This is a genomic window from Bacteroides acidifaciens (assembly GCF_024623065.1).
In the GTDB taxonomy this organism is placed as follows: domain Bacteria; phylum Bacteroidota; class Bacteroidia; order Bacteroidales; family Bacteroidaceae; genus Bacteroides; species Bacteroides acidifaciens.
In genome coordinates this window covers 15,715-32,148 of sequence record NZ_JANJZR010000029.1, presented here as the reverse complement: position 1 = coordinate 32,148, position 16,434 = coordinate 15,715, and the positions used below count along the sequence as shown (strand labels likewise).

Here is a 16,434-nt window from a genome sequence, read left to right as displayed (position 1 = left end):
TAGTTACGTATTAGTAATATAATTTAATTTTTTTAATATGAATAGATTTAGTATTGTAAAAAAGATCTCCTGCTGGGCAGGATATTGTTTGTTTGCGGTTTATAGCTCATACTTGACCGCAAAATCTGTAGCAATGTCATTTGAATTGACACAAGTATGGGCGGTATTTGTATTTGTTTTCATAGTAGCTTTGATGGCCGGATATTGCTTAAGTACTGTAATTGGTGAAATGCAAAACTGTTTTAATCCAAGTAAATCAAAATTTATTTTGGGACTATTGGGTTTCTTATTGTTTTGGGGAGTAAGTTTTGCTACCAATGTTCATTATATGTTTATGAGCAATGAAGGATTGAAGGTGATAAATTCAGAATTGGGAATTTATAAAAACTATGTAGAAAGGACTGTTCAAGATAGTAAAAATGGTATAAAAGAAAAAGAGGCCGCAGATATTGCTCTATGTGAATCATCTGTTCAAAATTTGGCTGGTAATTTTGAACGCGAATGCCAGTCATCTGTTCGTTATGGATTTGGCGATAGGGCTATTGGGTACTTGAAGGATATTGAGGGCTATTTTGCAAGAACTGCCGGTAAATTTGGAGACCAATATACCTATGAGCATTCTATATTTGATGAAGATAAAGATAAAGGGGATAGGGGGAAAACAGGTGCACGAGAAGTGATGGCATTAAAAGAAAAGTATAAAATAAGAATTGCGGAGAATTTGCTAAGAAGAGAATCTGTTATTAGAGATTATTACAAGAGGATGATTCCCCAAATCAAGGATATGGATTTAATCAGGCAATTCATTAATGATAGTTTGTATGTTGTGGATATTCCTCAAATTACAGAAATAGCAACACCGGATGTCTATTATCAGTTCTCAAAAGTCCAGCTGACAAATAATGTCTTTCATCGATTGGATAAAGATGTCCAAACTGCAATAAGGCAGCAGATGAAAGAAAACAAGGCTGAAAATGTGGATGATAGTGATGAAGGAAGGTATAGAAGTTACCCTTCTTCCAGGATGTTCAGTACATTTAATGTTTGGGATGATATGCTTCATGGCAGATTGCCTAATGATATGAAATTGCTGGGGTGGATTTTGTTCTCGTTGATAATAGATATTATAGCTTATGTGCTACGTATAATGGCAAGATAAAAATGATGTGTAATATAAAAAAATAGGAATATGGAAAATTTAAACACTGAAAACTCTGTAGGAACTTTCAATTTTGTTGGTGGTGAAACTGCTGCTTTGGATGAGAAGCCGGTTGCTTCTAATGATGTAAAAAGAACTTCTACATCACCTAATGTTCAACCTCAAATTCCGAGTGACTCCGCACCGTTTGTGGTACTTTGCGGACCTCCGGCAAGCGGTAAAAGCATGGTGTTGAAAAGTCTTGCCAGTTACCTTTATAAATCGGGATTGGGGTATACCATTTCGGCAAATACCACATTGCTGAATACAGAAAAATATCAAGTAGATTGTAGAGATTTTGAAGAAATTATAGCTAAAACGGATGAGAAAATGCCGAATACAGTTGATTATTTACTGGCTGACATTATAGATGGAAGGGGAAATGTTGTCGCTCATTTCTTGGAAGCTCCCGGGGAGGATTTTTTCAACTTAACAAAATCTTTGCAAGAACCTAATATCCCATTTAAAAATTATCTGGATAAAATTGCACAAATCACACCAAATAAGCAACGTAAAGTTGTCTATATAATCTTGCTTGATTTGGATTCAACTCCATCGTTTAGAAACAATCCGGCACTACGTATGAAGTATGAACAAAAAATGATTAACTTATATAACCGTTATGTTCTTCATCATCCCAGTAAAGTTATCCTTCTTTATAATAAAGTAGATTTGCCTCAAAATGGTTTATGGGCAAATACCAGTGGGGTTTCCAATTTGTCTGCTATATTTGCCAACGCAAAGGAGTTTTATCCAAACTTGTTTTTTAAGAAGAGATTTCTTTTTTGGGATATAGAGAATTATACTTTCTTGCCTTTCTGTACAGGAACTTATCCCGACGATGGTAGCAGTTATACAGCTTCAGGTCCAGTTTATCCTGCTAGTCTATGGGAAAAAATTGTAAAACTTTGGTAACTTATGGAACTATTTGCTTTTATACATGGGTCTTCGGTAGGACAAAGTGTGTTTATACCGGACAATGCTCCTGAGACATTTTGCAATGATATTGCAAACAAGTATTTTCAGGGGCGTGTACTCCGCCAGAAAGAGTCGTCTGCAAAATTGGCTTTATTTGTGGACTTATACAGAAATCAGAATGGGAAAGTTTTCAGCATTTATTCATTTGTAAATAATGAATGTAGTGGTAGCGGTCAGAACGGAAGAAAAGGACAGTATTTTGCTTTAAGTATAGCATGTCAAGGTGTTTATGTATTCCCGGAAGCTATATATAGAATGTTGTATGATGCATATACCCAGTTGCTTAAAACAAAGAAAATTATAGGCACCAATGAGAATGGTGAAGAGCAATATGTCATACCTCAGTTTGATGTGGAAAAAGCATTTTTGTCGCTTTTCAATCAGAATATAGAGAAGGCTTTTTCTAAGATTGTAGGTGGGCATGGTATGGTGATAGATTCAAGTGTTCATATTGCTGATTATGATTCTTGGCATGGTGTTAAAGTGGGGGTAGATGTATGTAACTCTCTTGTATCCTTTAATAGTTTGTGTAAAGTAGGTCGTTTATATATTTCCGAAGAATATGGACTATATACTCTAAATATGGAGATATTACAGAGGCGTGTTAGGGTTTTGGAGGCAGAGAACAGAGATTGGAAGGAGCGTGATGAATGTAGGAGGTCTGAAAAATCTAAAGTTCGTGCAGATATAGAAGATTTGAATTTGCAGATGCAGCAAAAAGATGCGAAAATAGAATCATTGTTAGCTGAAAATAGCAAATATGAGGCTGTGATTGAAACAGTTCGTGGCGAGTTGGAAAAATATGCTAAGATTGGAAAATCAATATCCAAATGGCAAGATAAAAAGTCGCAATATCGGTCTAAAAATAAAATGGATCTTTTGAAGATATGTTTGCTTTTTATTATTTTGATTCTTGTGATACTAAGTAGTTTGATGAGTTACGGCTTTTTTCGTGATTTCCCGCAAACTCTTAAAAAAGAAGTGAGCGGGATTCTAAAGGATTCTCTTTTGTCGAAGGCAAGTTCAGATACGGCTTTGGCTATTCAATCTTCCAAGTCAATGGCTACAATGTTAGACGCATTTCCTGTGAAGAAGGATTTTGACAGTAAAGGCGGGGATTTTGATATTACTATAGAAACAGATGGAGAATGGGGTTTTGATTTGCGAGAAGAATATAGTTCGTGGATAACATTGACTAAAAAAGAAAAAAATCGATTGTCTGTTGGAATAAAAGAAAATTCAGGACCAAAGAGGGCGTGTAGTTTTATGATAAAGGCAGGTAGTTTTGAGAAGCAAATTAATATAACTCAAGAATCTGCTCCTTCACGACCTGATTTTGGTCTTGTAGTGAAACGCGATAATGGACAGCTGTTGAATATGAATGATACGGTTGTTGTAGGAGAAGTGCTTACTGCAGAAGCTACGAAGTTTGTTTCCATAGGTGACTATGGATGGAGGTATCAAGGTTGTTCGGGAACAACAGATAATAAACAGAATGTTCCTGTAGAGATACAAAATGGCACTGGTTCTGTGATTATTGCATACGGACCTAAAGGTTATGATTCAAGTAAGAGGGAGAGGCTTTTCTTGACTCGTAAAATAGTAACAGGAAGTTCTGACTCTTCTACTTCCCGCAAATAAGTTTTTAAACATTAAATAAATTCCAGTATGAAAAAGTTGATTTTTTTTGGTTTGGCGATGTTGATGCTTATCTCTTCGTGTGAGAATAAAAAGGCTTATCGCCCTTCACAATTTCCTAATGAACGGAATAAGCATAATTTTTCGTTTGCCATTCCGTATTCGATGAAGAAAAATTCTATAGTTGTCCGTGTTCGTTTAAATAATGGTCCTCAATTTGAAGGTGTTTGGGATTCAGGTTGTAGTCTACCTTTAAAAATTTCTAAATTAGAGGCAGAAGCATTAGTGAAAAATGGAACTCTTTCTATAAGTGACTATAAATCTAATTATCCTGTTACAATTGCAAATGGACAAACCAGCGAATATGCTGTCTATATGTTGAAATCGATCTCTTTTGTGGATCAAGAAGGTGTAGAACATATGTTGTCTAATATCCAAGCAGTAATTGATGATAATGTAGGAACAGATATACTAATCGGTCTTCCTGTCATGCAAGCATTAGGGGATTCTTATGAAATTTCACAATACGACCAATCTATTTATTTTAAAGAATAGTGATACTAAGAAGCTATTTATTCAGTCAGTTCTCCGGTAGTTATCAGCAATATACGTCTGATCAATCGGAAAATTTCTTAAAGCAACTATGTAAAAATTGCTGTACAGACAACCAGATTGCCATTCATAGGGATGGCAATCTGATGTATTATGCATACGTGTACAAAAAATCTGCGTCTGAAATATATGGATTGTGTATAGTTTGTGGTGAAATTTGTTTAAATCTTAAGTGGTTGTATGAATTTCTTCAAAGTACATTAGAAGCGTTAGCAAATAGAGGTATACTATTTTGTTATGATGAGTCAGGGAAGATTCGTAAAAATATTGATAGTTTCTCGTCTGAAGCAGCAGAAGTAGATAGCGTTTTTCGCGAGATGCAAGAGAATGTTAATGGGAGGCAGTCTTATTGGGGAAATTTGCCCCCCGAGGATTTCTCTGTTTCAATGGACAGCAAAATAAGTTTGGCCTTTAATGAAGATGATAAAAATAAAATAACGGCTGCTATACGGCATTATCACAATGTCATTGTGACAATGGACAATGTGATACCTTCAAGTTTTTCCAGGACGGTAGAACGCCTAAATTCAGAAAAGGGACAATTGCAGGAGGAAAAGGAAGCATTAAAAAAAGAAATCGAATCTCTATCTCAGCAAAAGAAACAATATAGATGGGTTTTCATTCTTTTTATAGCTGTAATTGTCAGTCTTGTAGGATTGTACTCCTTGAATAATAGTATATCCGATATGAATACTTGTATTGCTCAATTACAAGATACTTTATCTAATAAAAGAGATTCTATTAGACAACAAAATATTCAAATTCAAGAATTAAGTGCTGATATAGTTTCATGCAGGGATTCCTTACGAACTTTTGAATCAAAGTTTTTGTCTGTGAAAGATATATTTCCAATCCATATAACTAATATTGAAATTGGCAATATATATCATAATGGGGAGATAGAAACAGATTATGGAAATATGATATACAGCAGTCATACAATGTATTTGCAACCAAAAATAACTTATGTAGGAATCAATACAGGATGTTCTGTTGATCTTAAGATTAAATGGTATATGCCTAATGGTTTAATAAAAACAGGGAATTCTTCGCCAAGTGGTTACTCTCAACAAGAATCATTATATGTTTATAGTGGCTCAAATTCAAAAATATTAAGCGGTTGGGGTAATACAACAAAAGGCCATTGGATAAAAGGGGAGTATAGAATTGAAATTTGGTATGAAAACGTTTGCCTAAACTCGAAAGCATTTACAATCTATTAATCGTAGATTGGTATCCATTCAGTACCTTATCGTTTTCTGCCTTGCCGCATATATACGGCTGATATGTTTTAGTGCTATACCATAAAAAAACGATGTTATGAAATATAAAGGATTATGACAGAACAACAAATAATAAATAGTCTTATTGCGGGAGAACTGCATACTATTCAGGATTTCTTTTTTGTGCGATGCAAACCAGTGTTAATATATATTGGGCAATATTTCTGCCAAGATAAGCAAACGCCGGAGGAACTCATTGGAGAATTTTATGAATTCCTGGCGGCAGATGATTGGCACAAATTAAGAATATTCAAATATACGTGTACGTTAAATTCGTATGTTACCATTATCGCTTCTCGTTATTTTCAACATAAGCGGGATAAGGAACTTTTGTCGTTGGATGAGAATATTAGCTTAGTGCCTCATCTATATGAAGAGAGGAATGAGGAATCGTTCTTTATGGAAGATTTGGGCAGAATAATGAAAAGTATGTCTCCTCTTGATAGATTCCTTGTGCAGCGCATTCTTATAGATGGTGAAAAGCCGGGAGATGTGTTGGACGAGGCGAAAGTGCTTATAATGAATGATAAAATGCTAAGTACGGAAGCAAAAACGGATGCTCAATTTGCTGGTTATATATATACTCGCTATAATCGGGTAAGAAAGAATTTGCAAAAACAAATGATTGCGATGGGATATGGAAAATAGTATGATTCAAATTAATAATATCGAGTTGCTTGGACGGGTGCTTGACGGACAAGCTACGGAACAAGAGCGAAATGCGGTCTTGTTTAATTTGGCGGATTCGGCTTTTAAAGAATATTTTTTTGTTGCATTGAAAGCAACGGCATTGTTGAATGAAAAAGCAAATGGTTATGGGAAGATTCAATAAACTATCGGATGAAGAATTGGCTTTATATCTTGATTGCATTCTTTCTGGAGAGTGTACCTTACAAGAAGCCGGAACGATGGATGTTGACACGTTTGAATTGCTGAATGTGTCTCGTAAAGCATTGAACGGGTCTCCTGTTGCTGAAGTGATACAATTGCCTTCTTGGGATACCGCTTCTGAGACTGTCCGGCCAATGTACGAGCCATTGGCTATGGCTGGATTCTTGGGAGAAGGAAATGTAGATGAAAACGGAGAAGAGGATACGGATGAAGAAGAATGATGTGCTTTGATGTAGAAAAAATAAAGCAAAACATTAACAAGTCGATTATAGTTTACATACTCGGCTGTTGCTGTTTTGTATGTGTTGCTTTGTGGTCGTTATGGTTCGGATATTATGTGATTCGTTATCAGGACGAGCATGAATGGCCTCTGCAACTCGCAGTGATATCTATTGCGGGAGGAGTACTTTTGTGGGAGATGCTACGGGCGTTCAGATTCAAAAACATGTTGCCGACTGCGTATAAGGTCACAACGGCACAAGAGTTTCCGGTGTTGTTCGATGCAATAGCGGAGGTTACGGAGAACTTGAAGTTGTCTCCTATTCATAAAGTATATATCTGTCCCGATGCAACAGCAGCAGTGTTTATCCAACCATATTTGCGCAATCTTTTCTTTGAACCAAAGCGGGAATTAGTGATAGGACTTGGGTTTCTGACTCAAATGGATGACGAAGAAATCCGTGCAATATTGTATCACGAGTTTGGGCATTATGTACAGCAAGAGATGAAGAGCTCGATTTCCGTTTACGTGATTGGTCAGTTTTCTCGTTCGTTTGTAGCTGTCAAGGAGGCTGAAAAGCAAGGAGTGTGGAGAATGCAGATCAGATTGCAATTATTACTGTTTACTTATTTTTCAATGTGGACTTGCAATTGCATCAACAAAGCGTATGCTCGACTGGCTAAACAGATGGAATATGATGCGGATGATGTGGCTGTGAACTATGTGGGAGTGGCGGTGTTGCAAAAGGCATTGCTTCATGCCGCTTGCGTCAGATACAATTATGAAGTTGTGCGATGGGGACTGCAACAATTGCAAGCCCAGAATATTCAAGTGGATGAACCATACATAGCGCTGTCATTGGTTGGCAACTATTCTCGTCCGATGCGCCGACTGCTTTCCGAAGAGGTGGTAAGGAGGGTAGAACGTTTAGGTATGTTGAATGATAGTAGTTGTATCGGGACGAAATCTATTCAGCAACAAGCCTTTCGTATGTTTAAGAGGAAAGCGGGCGTGGCGCAGTTGTGTCCGGCCCGGCAATTTGCGGAATGGCTGCGAGAAGGTTTTGATATCTATACACGGCAACGGTTGTTGGAAACCTCTGTCTTATTGGAGATACATCTTGATAGGAAAAAACATAAAATGCCGTATGTAGATGGCTTTTACAAACTGCTTCTTGACGGTAAGGAAATTGGTGCCGGCAACTTCATTAAAGGATATACATTGAAGCGTAAAACCTCACCGGGAAAGCATACGCTTACGACTTATGCTCCATCAGGCCTTATTTCGACTCCTCTTGAGTTTGAGGTTGAAAAAGACGGGACTTATCGTATTGAGATGGATTATAAGTTGTATGTGAAAAATGGCTATTACAATGTGTATGGAGAAAAATGTGTAAGGCTTGATAGATAATGAATGATTATAAACTCTTTATTATAAATTTAAAAAATAGAAATGCATATGTTTGATTTTAAAGGTAAACTTCGTGGTATGAAAGAATGGATAAAACGAGTGAATGATAATGGACTGAACGTCTTTTTGAATGTGATTTTTTGTATAATGATTGCGGTTGGAATTACCGCTATCTGTATGGGACTCTTTAACATATTGGGAGGAATTAAAGTAAATATTTATCTCTTCTTGGGATGCGTTTGTGCTGCATGTATAGATATTCTCGGTTTCTATTGGATGCTGAAGGCAAAGAAAGAAGGATTTTATTTATTTATAATAGCTTGTGTACTATGTGGTACGTTACTTTATTTGCAGCGTTATGGCTTTAGCTTGGATGGATTTGACGTTCCATATTTCAGCACAAGCAATGTATTTTCTTATATGGTGGCAAGCCTTGGTAGAATTATAATCTTTATGCTATTGATGTTGCTCCGTCGTAATGGAAAGAATGCATATCAGGTAATGTGGGGTAAGAAGTAGTGACAAGAATGAAAAAGGATCTATTTTGATATGGATGGTGTGCTTGTCGATTTTGAATCAGGACTTGCACAACAGGACGAGCAGACTCTTAAAGAGTATGAGGGACGCTATGATGAGATTCCAGGGATGTTTCCCACAAAAGAATGATTATCACGCATTGTAAAAATCTGTGCAAAGGTGATGTCTTGATAGACGATCGAGGCAAGAATGGAGCAAGTGAATTTGAGGGTGAATGGATACAGTTTGGTTCAGATAGATTTCCTGATTGGAAATCGATTCTTGGGTATCTCCTTCCCAATGGCGATTAATAGATTTATGAAGCATTTGTCAATAAGTTTGGTTCATTTGAATAAAATATGAAGCAGTTAATGTTTATAGTTCTCTTATTGCTTAGTCTTTTGCCTTTAAGGACACAAAACGACTATTACATTAGACAGGCGCAATCGTATCAACGTGAAGCGGAGTACTATACAAAGCAGGCTCTTAGATATGAGCGTGAGGTGGACTACTACAATCGACAAGCGCAAGGATATCTGAGGGAAGCGGATTATTACTCAAAGAGGAAGGATTACAATAAAATGAAAACTTTCCAGCAGCGTGCAAAGAATGTGATAAACAAAGCGGAAGATTATGCTCGTAAAGCTAAGCGAGCAAGGGAACGCGCTCGGGACTGTGTGATAAAAGCGGAGTATGTACTGAAAAAAGCAAAATAGAATGTAGCAACAGGTTACTTTCTGCATGCTGATTGCATAAACTGTCAAAGAAACCAAAGTTATAACAATTGAAGGTTGTGCCCGACACGAATTTAGGGTATAAAGAAAATGAAGACAAGAATGAAATCGTTTGAAAAGGTCTTACTGATGTTTGCTTTTACAATGATATTTACAACGATATCTAAGGCGCAAGATTTTCTTTTAGATTGTGGATCTGGCAGTCCCTCGTGGTGCTGGCAGCAGCAACAACAGATTAATGCCATGAAAATGCAAAATATGATGATGCAGCAGCAAATCTTGCAATTCTATCGCAATCAGGCGGCTGCTGTTCAGCAACAGATGATGAACAACCCGTTTCAACCGATTCAGGGTGTCGTCACTTATGATGGAAATTATGTGACACCTGAGAATGTGGACAACTATTCAAGATGCAATGTGAAGTGTGAACATTGTGATGGTGGGTACAACCAAAAGCGGGTTTACTTTGGAAATAACCAGATAAGGACTGTCAACCAAAGGTGCTCATATTGCCATGGTAAAGGATATGTATCTAAACTTGTGAGGAATGAATAAATAGCTTTAACACTCAAAACGATGATTTCAATTAAATATTTGCATGGTGACGCCACGTTGCCACACAATAACAGCCGAACTGTTTCTGTAATTTGTCATTGTTGCAACGCGTTTGGTGGATGGGGGCGGGGATTTGTTCTGGCATTAAGTCGACGTTATCCCAAGGTAAAGGTCGATTACCAATTGTTCTGTTCTCCATATCAACGTTCAAATAAATTGCGAAACGACTTGATGGGAAAAGTCTGTATTTCTAAGATTCGGCCGGACTTGTATGTGGCTAATATAATTGGTCAGTATTTTTATAGCCGAAACCAATATGAATTCCGAAATACAGCCGGCGTTTTGCCTGAGTTTTTACCCTCAAAAAAATCCGGTTTTGTTAATTACGAATCGATTAGGCGAGGATTTCAAGATATATTTAAAAAATTGGCTTCGGAAAATATCGAATTTGAAATCCATATGCCGAAAATCGGGTGCGGGCTTGCCGGCGGGAATTGGGAGGTAATGGAAAGTATAATCGTTGAAGAGTTTTGCCGCAAAGATGTCAAAGTATATGTTTACGATCTATAAGTTTAGTTGATATAAATAAAGATGTCAGAGTTGAGAGATATGTGTCTTGATTGTGAAAATAGTTGACGATGAAAATGTTATGGTTTTCGGAGTTGGAGTGTTTTATCAGATAGGCCTGTTGATATATGTGGGACTGTGGGCGTATTTTAAATATCGCCCATATAGGCTTTTGCGAAAAGAAGTCCGTCTGTCTGTGTATGAAGTAGAAAAGCTAAATGAACACAGTCGTTTGGTTAGAAATTGGGGATGGCTAATGATATATTTTCTGCCGTGTCCGTTCATGTTTCTGTTTCCTGAAGTTTGCGTGGTGACACAGGATGTTAATAGGGCAAAAAAAGAATGGGTATACCCGGAATTGCCTGATAGGAAAACCTTTTTTGTCGATCATTATTATGTTCCATTTTATTATAAGGGAAATTTCTGTGCTATTGGTAGGGAATATTTAAGTAATGAGACAGACTCACTTTTAATTTTATACCCAACACTCTTTTTTAATGGTGCATTTGCGCAATCTGTTCCCGAAAAACAGATTACAGTCCGAGCGCATTCGTTTCAGATATGGAATGAAAATATTGACAATAGATTCCAAGTGCCCATGCAGTATTCTTGGAAGTATGTTCCAGAAAAACATAAAAATCAAGCGGTCACAGAGTGGACTATTGATACGCAATCGGGGGCTGCTATAGGGATAGACAAGATTGAGAAGGAAATAGATAAACGAAAAGAAGTCATGAAAGAAATATTGGGACGATGATACAAACTTTCATTGGTGATAATCCATATAGGATATTGGGGGTTTATGTCGGTGATTCCATAGCTAAGGAAACCAGTAACAGAAATCGCATATCAGCCTATTCAAAAGTGGGGCAGATGGTGACATTCGTATTGAAAGGTGATGGTGTTCTTCCTGTGTTGAAGAGAAGTGGTGAAATGGCTGCGGATGCTGCCCAGGCACTTTCGCTACCTGTTGAGCGGCTTAAGTATGCTTTGTTTTGGTATGCTGATGAGAAATATCTGTGGGCTTTTACTCTAAATAGTGCCATAGATGCTTTGGTTGCCGGAAATTTGGCGAGTGCATTTTGCCATTACGAATCATTGATACAGGATGATGCCTTGCGGAATGAGTTTGTCAAGACCGTTACACACGGATTGTTTGTCATTGAAAAAGAGAAACTGGCAAATATGTTGATTGATATACTATCCGAGCATGTGGAAAGCACCGAAAGTGCTTTGCAAAGTGGGTGTATAAACCAGGCTCATTATCTTGCCACTGTTTTCTTTGAACGAAAAATTTGGGGTGAACTTTATGAACTTTGCGAATCGTTTACAGAGGGAGAATCGGACTTCTATATGTTGATTGACAATTTCAGGAATGTGACGATGCGGATTATGTATTATATCAAGGTGGCTGCAATGCTTTTCGGAACAACGGATGAACGGTATCGGAGATGCGCCGAAACCGTTGTTTATTCCATTGGCAAACAAGGAAAGGCTATCCTGACGTGTATAGGGGAGTGGTTGAACTCGGAACGCGCGTTTGTCAGTGTGAAACTGTGTCATGGCTTGATGGAAGAGGTGTTTGAATTTGTTGATAGTACAATTGAAGACATTGCCCTGGATGATGAATCGTGCAAAAACGTTGCGGCTTTTGTCAGCGAATTTGAAGAGGCGTGCTTTGTGCAAACAGCAATCGCAAGACAGCTATTGAAGGTGATTAGGCGTAAGGAATGTATAAAAACGGTTCTGTGGCTCGCATTTTTGATTGTAATTTTTCTCGTAATGATGATGTAATGAATAAATAGGATTGGAATATGAAACATGTAACAATAGACTATGGTATAGATTTGGGCACAACCAATTCGGCAATCTGCCGGATGGAGCATGGCGTACCTGTTGTTATCCGTTCTGATAGTGGAATGGAAACTATGCCTTCCTGTGTGTCGTTCAAAAAAAGCGGAACCATACGCATTGGGCAATCGGCCTATGCGGATTTGGGTATTGACAGGCTTCGGGCTTTGAAGAAGAAATCAGCACAGGGCTCAAATTCGTGTATAGAGTTCAAACGATATATGGGGACTGATATGAAGTTCTCTAATGTGAATGCCGGGCATCCGTGGTCGCCCGAGGAATTGTCGGCACAGATAGTCCGGACTTTATGTTCTTTTGTCACAGATGATGAGGTGAAAGCTGCTGTGGTTACAGTTCCTGCGAAATTTACAGTAAACCAAAAAGATGCGACATTGGAGGCTGCGCGCCTTGCTGGAATTGAGCAGGTGGAACTGCTGCAAGAACCTATTGCCGCATCCATCGCATACGGACTTAAGGCTGAGGATAAGAACGGGATATGGATGGTGTTCGATTTGGGCGGAGGTACGTTAGACGTTGCTCTTGTGCATGTGAGCGATGGAATTATGCAGGTGTTCGATACGGAAGGAGACAATTACTTGGGAGGCAAGAATATGGATGAGGCCATTGTGTCGAAAATCATTCTGCCGCAAATCACCCGGAGGTATGCTCTTGATTTATCGGACGGCGAACAGTATCAACTGTTTGTCGAGGCACTGAAAGTGGAAGCAGAGAAAGTCAAGAACAAATTGTCGTATTGTGATAGCGAGGTTGTCTATTTGGAGGCAGGCGATTGGGGGGAAGATGGAGATGGGGAGGAAATAGAACTTGAGATAACTGTCACCCGACAAGAATTGGAAGATGCAATAAGGCCTATTCTTCAAAAGGCGGTAGACGTATGCAAAACGCTGATGCTGCGTAATAATATATCCTATGAAAAATTGTCTCATCTGATTTTGATCGGTGGCCCTACGTCTATTCCATTACTTCGTAAGATGCTTAAAGAGCAGGTGACGGAAAATGTGGAGACAGAAATCAATCCGATGACAGCTGTTGCAACGGGAGCTGCCATATATGCTTCTACTATACCTGTGAAAATAGATGAGAATGATATTGAAGATGATACATTGCAGTTGTTGATAGATTTTGAGGCGACTACAGTGGATACTCAGATGTTCGTGCCTATAAAAACAATGAATTTTGTAGAGGGGCTGAGTGTGAAGATGGTCAGACGTTCGGATGGTATGGAAAGTCAGAATGTTCGGATAAGTGAACAAGGTGGGTTGCTCGAGTTTGATTTAATCCCCAACCAGCCCAATACGTTCCGTGTCGTAGCATCTGTCAACGGTGTAGAGGTGAAATGCTTTCCGGCTGAACTTACGATTGTGCAAGGAACAAAAGCGGGAACGGCTATATTGCCTTACAACATAGGCATGGAGGTCTTTAATCCCAAAAAGGACAAATGTGTGTTTACCGCATTCACCGGTTTGGAAAAGAACCGCCCGTTGCCGGCTGTTGGTACGGTGTATGGTTTGAAGACATTGTCCGAACTTCGTCCCGGTGAAGAGAATGATATGGTGCGGATAGCGGTTTATCAGGGAGACGATAGTGCCGAAGGAAAAACTGCTGCTTTGTTTGAATATGTTTCCGATGTGATTGTCAGTGGTGAGGATATTGTATCTTTTATTCCTCAAGGAAGCCGTATTAACATCAAGATAGAGGTGGCCCGTTCGGAAATGATGACAATCGTTGTAGATTTTCCTGAATCGGGCCAGAGGGTGGAAAAGCATCTTGACACGTCGCGCAGGCAAGAGACGAAGGACTTGGACTATTTGAAACTTCAGATTGCGCGGGCAACTTCACAATTGAACAAGTTGAAAGAATTTGTTGAGGATATGGAAGTGTTCGAACGTATCAGAACTCAAATTGTGCAGATAGAAGAAGCACTTGATAACGGTGCCCAGCATAAACAGATAGAACAGCATCTTAAAGAGGTGTTCCGTAGTATTGAAGATTACGAACAATCGACAGAATGGGACAGAGAACGCATTCGTCTGCAAAGGGCTTTGATGAGTTTGCAGATTGCGGCTGTGGGTAAGAAAGATCCTGGAGTTGATAAAATGGTAAATAATTTGGTTGCACAAGTCGAAAGGGTAGTCGCTTTTAAAGATATACTGAAAGCCAAAGCATTGCTTGGTCAAATAGAAGATTATGAATATTCTTTGAGGCAGGAGGAAATATATCGGGGCTTTATTCGTATGACTGACAGGGAATTCTGTTCTTTAAAATGGAAAGAGCCTAAGATTGCCCAAAAGTTAATAGGTAAAGCTATGGGAATCTTAAAGGATGATCCCGAGGCTCCACTTTTTAAAATCAAGGAAATAGTTGAGAGAATAAATGGATTACTCATCTTAGAGGAGACTCCTTATGGTAGTTCAACATCAGTTTGCATTAAAAAATGTCGTATCGATTTGCCATCCATGTAGATTATGAAGTATCAGAAAGGGGATTATATTGATGAATATAAGGTACTGCTGCCATTAAAGAAGAATAATGATATGGAGATTTATCGTGTTCGAGGAGGGGATGGTTTGCTCTACGCTTTAAAGTTGGGGGTTAATGAGAATGAGAAACGGGTGGCTCCGTTGTCAGAACTTTATATCGCATCGGGAAGTGATTATGTGGTTTACAGGTATCTTAGTGGTGAAACTCTTGAAGCAAAATTGTCAAGAGAACGAAAATGTTCTGCAGATGAAGTGAAGCGATTTGCAATTGGCTTGTTGGGACAGATAGGGAATATGCATGATGGAGGATATGCACATTCGGGTATATCCGAGAGCAATATAATGATAGACCTTGGCGGTGGAGAGGCGACGGCATGGATTGTAGGATTAAGTGCTGCCATGAGGTCTGACAAGATATCGGTTTGTATGGATATACAGTCTATAGGAATGATAATGTATCACATGGCTTTGGGTGAAATTCCGAAGATGCCGCTTCGTATTCGCGTACATGGTGACGATGTTATTGAGGAACGTCTGCTAAATATCATATATAAAGCAATTGGTGCCGAGTTTTCATCTGCTAAGGAGATGCTGGATGCTATTGAAGGACGGTCGGAGGTAGTACCTATGAATAAACCCTTGGGAGAAGGATTCTCTGCTGTGGCGGGAATGAATGAAATAAAGCAACGTCTGCAAGAGGATGTGATCGATATTCTTGCTGATAGAGAGAGGGCAAAGCTGTACGGTATAGATATACCTAATGGTATGCTGCTGTATGGCCCTCCAGGGTGTGGAAAGACATTCATTGCCGAAAAATTCGCTGAACAGGCTTCCTACCATTATTATTATATAAAAGCAAGCGATTTGGCAAGTACTTATTTGCACGGTACACAAGAAAAGATAGCGTCATTGTTTGATGAAGCCCGCAAAAATGCCCCTTCAATATTGTGCTTTGACGAGTTTGATGCGTTGGTCCGGAGCAGGGATGGCATAAACAATACCAGTCAAAGCGGGGAGGTCAACGAATTTCTGTCACAACTCAATAACTGTGGTAGCGATGGAGTCTTTGTCATAGCAACTACGAATCGACCGGACAAGATTGATTCTGCGGTTCTTAGAACGGGACGTATTGATTATCTTGTCTATGTGCCGATGCCTGATAACAAGGCTCGTAGGGCGATGTTTTATCTTGCATTGAGGAATAAACCGGTCGATTCGGATATAGACTATGAATATCTTGCGGAAAAGACAAAAGGGTATCTGACAAGTGATATCTCCGCAATAGTCAGTGAAGCTGCCCGTATTGCATTTAAATTGAAATCCACCATTTCGATGTCTATACTGAAGGAGGCGCTGAAAACGAGAATGCCGAGTTTATCAAAAGATACGGTTGAGGAGTACGAACGTCTGCGGCAGAAATTTGAGAATCAAAGAAAGAATGGGGAACGGAAAAGAATTGGATTTATACAATGATAAAACT

At 38.8% G+C, this 16,434-nt stretch carries 17 protein-coding genes; all 17 read left to right on the top strand.

Annotated elements, in window-relative coordinates; genetic code table 11:
* Positions 1–37 precede the first annotated feature (37 nt).
* Positions 38–1,159 carry a hypothetical protein gene (locus NSB03_RS10445; RefSeq protein WP_128824300.1) on the top strand — a complete coding sequence of 374 codons (1,122 nt, stop codon included), beginning with the start codon at positions 38–40 and terminating at the stop codon, positions 1,157–1,159.
* Between the two features lie 30 nt (positions 1,160–1,189).
* Positions 1,190–2,113 carry a P-loop NTPase family protein gene (locus NSB03_RS10440; RefSeq protein ID WP_024987083.1) on the top strand — a complete coding sequence of 308 codons (924 nt, stop codon included), beginning with the start codon at positions 1,190–1,192 and terminating at the stop codon, positions 2,111–2,113.
* Positions 2,114–2,116: 3 nt separating this feature from the next.
* A complete protein-coding gene (locus NSB03_RS10435) occupies positions 2,117–3,817 on the top strand; it encodes a BACON domain-containing protein (protein WP_136014296.1) in 1,701 nt (566 codons plus the stop codon).
* A 27-nt stretch (positions 3,818–3,844) separates the two neighbouring features.
* Positions 3,845–4,369: a hypothetical protein gene (locus NSB03_RS10430; protein WP_024987086.1), complete on the top strand. Its 525-nt coding sequence runs from the start codon at positions 3,845–3,847 to the stop codon at positions 4,367–4,369.
* Positions 4,369–5,649 (top strand): coiled-coil domain-containing protein, encoded by a 1,281-nt coding sequence (locus NSB03_RS10425; protein ID WP_024987087.1) that lies wholly within the window; start codon positions 4,369–4,371, stop codon positions 5,647–5,649. The genes NSB03_RS10430 and NSB03_RS10425 overlap by 1 nt, the downstream gene beginning before the upstream one ends.
* 114 nt (positions 5,650–5,763) lie before the next feature.
* Entirely contained in the window at positions 5,764–6,357 is a 594-nt protein-coding gene (locus NSB03_RS10420; protein ID WP_136014297.1) for a sigma-70 family RNA polymerase sigma factor, read from the top strand.
* Positions 6,347–6,541 carry a hypothetical protein gene (locus tag NSB03_RS10415; RefSeq protein WP_024987089.1) on the top strand — a complete coding sequence of 65 codons (195 nt, stop codon included), beginning with the start codon at positions 6,347–6,349 and terminating at the stop codon, positions 6,539–6,541. Before NSB03_RS10420 ends, NSB03_RS10415 begins: the two co-directional genes overlap by 11 nt.
* Entirely contained in the window at positions 6,525–6,821 is a 297-nt protein-coding gene (locus NSB03_RS10410; RefSeq protein ID WP_024987090.1) for a LamG domain-containing protein, read from the top strand. The genes NSB03_RS10415 and NSB03_RS10410 overlap by 17 nt, the downstream gene beginning before the upstream one ends.
* On the top strand, positions 6,818–8,230 hold the full coding sequence (locus NSB03_RS10405; protein WP_136014299.1) for a M48 family metallopeptidase: 1,413 nt from the start codon (positions 6,818–6,820) through the stop codon (positions 8,228–8,230). Before NSB03_RS10410 ends, NSB03_RS10405 begins: the two co-directional genes overlap by 4 nt.
* 48 nt (positions 8,231–8,278) lie before the next feature.
* Positions 8,279–8,749, top strand: coding sequence for a hypothetical protein (locus tag NSB03_RS10400; RefSeq protein ID WP_024987093.1), 471 nt, complete (start codon positions 8,279–8,281; stop codon positions 8,747–8,749).
* A gap of 368 nt (positions 8,750–9,117) precedes the next feature.
* A complete protein-coding gene (locus tag NSB03_RS10395; protein WP_159102128.1) occupies positions 9,118–9,462 on the top strand; it encodes a hypothetical protein in 345 nt (114 codons plus the stop codon).
* A 261-nt stretch (positions 9,463–9,723) separates the two neighbouring features.
* Positions 9,724–10,035, top strand: coding sequence for a hypothetical protein (locus NSB03_RS10390; RefSeq protein ID WP_128824306.1), 312 nt, complete (start codon positions 9,724–9,726; stop codon positions 10,033–10,035).
* A gap of 21 nt (positions 10,036–10,056) precedes the next feature.
* Complete coding sequence (locus NSB03_RS10385; protein WP_128824307.1) at positions 10,057–10,605, top strand: macro domain-containing protein; 549 nt, start codon at positions 10,057–10,059, stop codon at positions 10,603–10,605.
* Between the two features lie 52 nt (positions 10,606–10,657).
* Positions 10,658–11,359 carry a hypothetical protein gene (locus tag NSB03_RS10380; RefSeq protein WP_136014300.1) on the top strand — a complete coding sequence of 234 codons (702 nt, stop codon included), beginning with the start codon at positions 10,658–10,660 and terminating at the stop codon, positions 11,357–11,359.
* Positions 11,356–12,396 carry a hypothetical protein gene (locus NSB03_RS10375; RefSeq protein ID WP_024987098.1) on the top strand — a complete coding sequence of 347 codons (1,041 nt, stop codon included), beginning with the start codon at positions 11,356–11,358 and terminating at the stop codon, positions 12,394–12,396. Before NSB03_RS10380 ends, NSB03_RS10375 begins: the two co-directional genes overlap by 4 nt.
* A 20-nt stretch (positions 12,397–12,416) precedes the next feature.
* Positions 12,417–14,936, top strand: a complete 2,520-nt coding sequence (locus NSB03_RS10370) for an Hsp70 family protein (RefSeq protein ID WP_136014301.1) — start codon at positions 12,417–12,419, stop codon at positions 14,934–14,936.
* Positions 14,937–14,939: 3 nt separating this feature from the next.
* On the top strand, positions 14,940–16,427 hold the full coding sequence (locus tag NSB03_RS10365; RefSeq protein ID WP_024987099.1) for an AAA family ATPase: 1,488 nt from the start codon (positions 14,940–14,942) through the stop codon (positions 16,425–16,427).
* Positions 16,428–16,434: the final 7 nt, after the last annotated feature.

Bases quoted from the DNA above. Each gene is read 5' to 3' on its own strand.
- NSB03_RS10445 (WP_128824300.1), top strand. From the start codon at position 38: ATGAATAGATTTAGTATTGTAAAAAAGATCTCCTGCTGGGCAGGATAT.
- NSB03_RS10440 (WP_024987083.1), top strand. From the start codon at position 1,190: ATGGAAAATTTAAACACTGAAAACTCTGTAGGAACTTTCAATTTTGTT.
- NSB03_RS10435 (WP_136014296.1), top strand. From the start codon at position 2,117: ATGGAACTATTTGCTTTTATACATGGGTCTTCGGTAGGACAAAGTGTG.
- NSB03_RS10430 (WP_024987086.1), top strand. From the start codon at position 3,845: ATGAAAAAGTTGATTTTTTTTGGTTTGGCGATGTTGATGCTTATCTCT.
- NSB03_RS10420 (WP_136014297.1), top strand. From the start codon at position 5,764: ATGACAGAACAACAAATAATAAATAGTCTTATTGCGGGAGAACTGCAT.
- NSB03_RS10415 (WP_024987089.1), top strand. From the start codon at position 6,347: ATGGAAAATAGTATGATTCAAATTAATAATATCGAGTTGCTTGGACGG.
- NSB03_RS10410 (WP_024987090.1), top strand. From the start codon at position 6,525: ATGGGAAGATTCAATAAACTATCGGATGAAGAATTGGCTTTATATCTT.
- NSB03_RS10405 (WP_136014299.1), top strand. From the start codon at position 6,818: ATGATGTGCTTTGATGTAGAAAAAATAAAGCAAAACATTAACAAGTCG.
- NSB03_RS10400 (WP_024987093.1), top strand. From the start codon at position 8,279: ATGTTTGATTTTAAAGGTAAACTTCGTGGTATGAAAGAATGGATAAAA.
- NSB03_RS10395 (WP_159102128.1), top strand. From the start codon at position 9,118: ATGTTTATAGTTCTCTTATTGCTTAGTCTTTTGCCTTTAAGGACACAA.
- NSB03_RS10390 (WP_128824306.1), top strand. From the start codon at position 9,724: ATGAAAATGCAAAATATGATGATGCAGCAGCAAATCTTGCAATTCTAT.
- NSB03_RS10385 (WP_128824307.1), top strand. From the start codon at position 10,057: ATGATTTCAATTAAATATTTGCATGGTGACGCCACGTTGCCACACAAT.
- NSB03_RS10375 (WP_024987098.1), top strand. From the start codon at position 11,356: ATGATACAAACTTTCATTGGTGATAATCCATATAGGATATTGGGGGTT.
- NSB03_RS10370 (WP_136014301.1), top strand. From the start codon at position 12,417: ATGAAACATGTAACAATAGACTATGGTATAGATTTGGGCACAACCAAT.
- NSB03_RS10365 (WP_024987099.1), top strand. From the start codon at position 14,940: ATGAAGTATCAGAAAGGGGATTATATTGATGAATATAAGGTACTGCTG.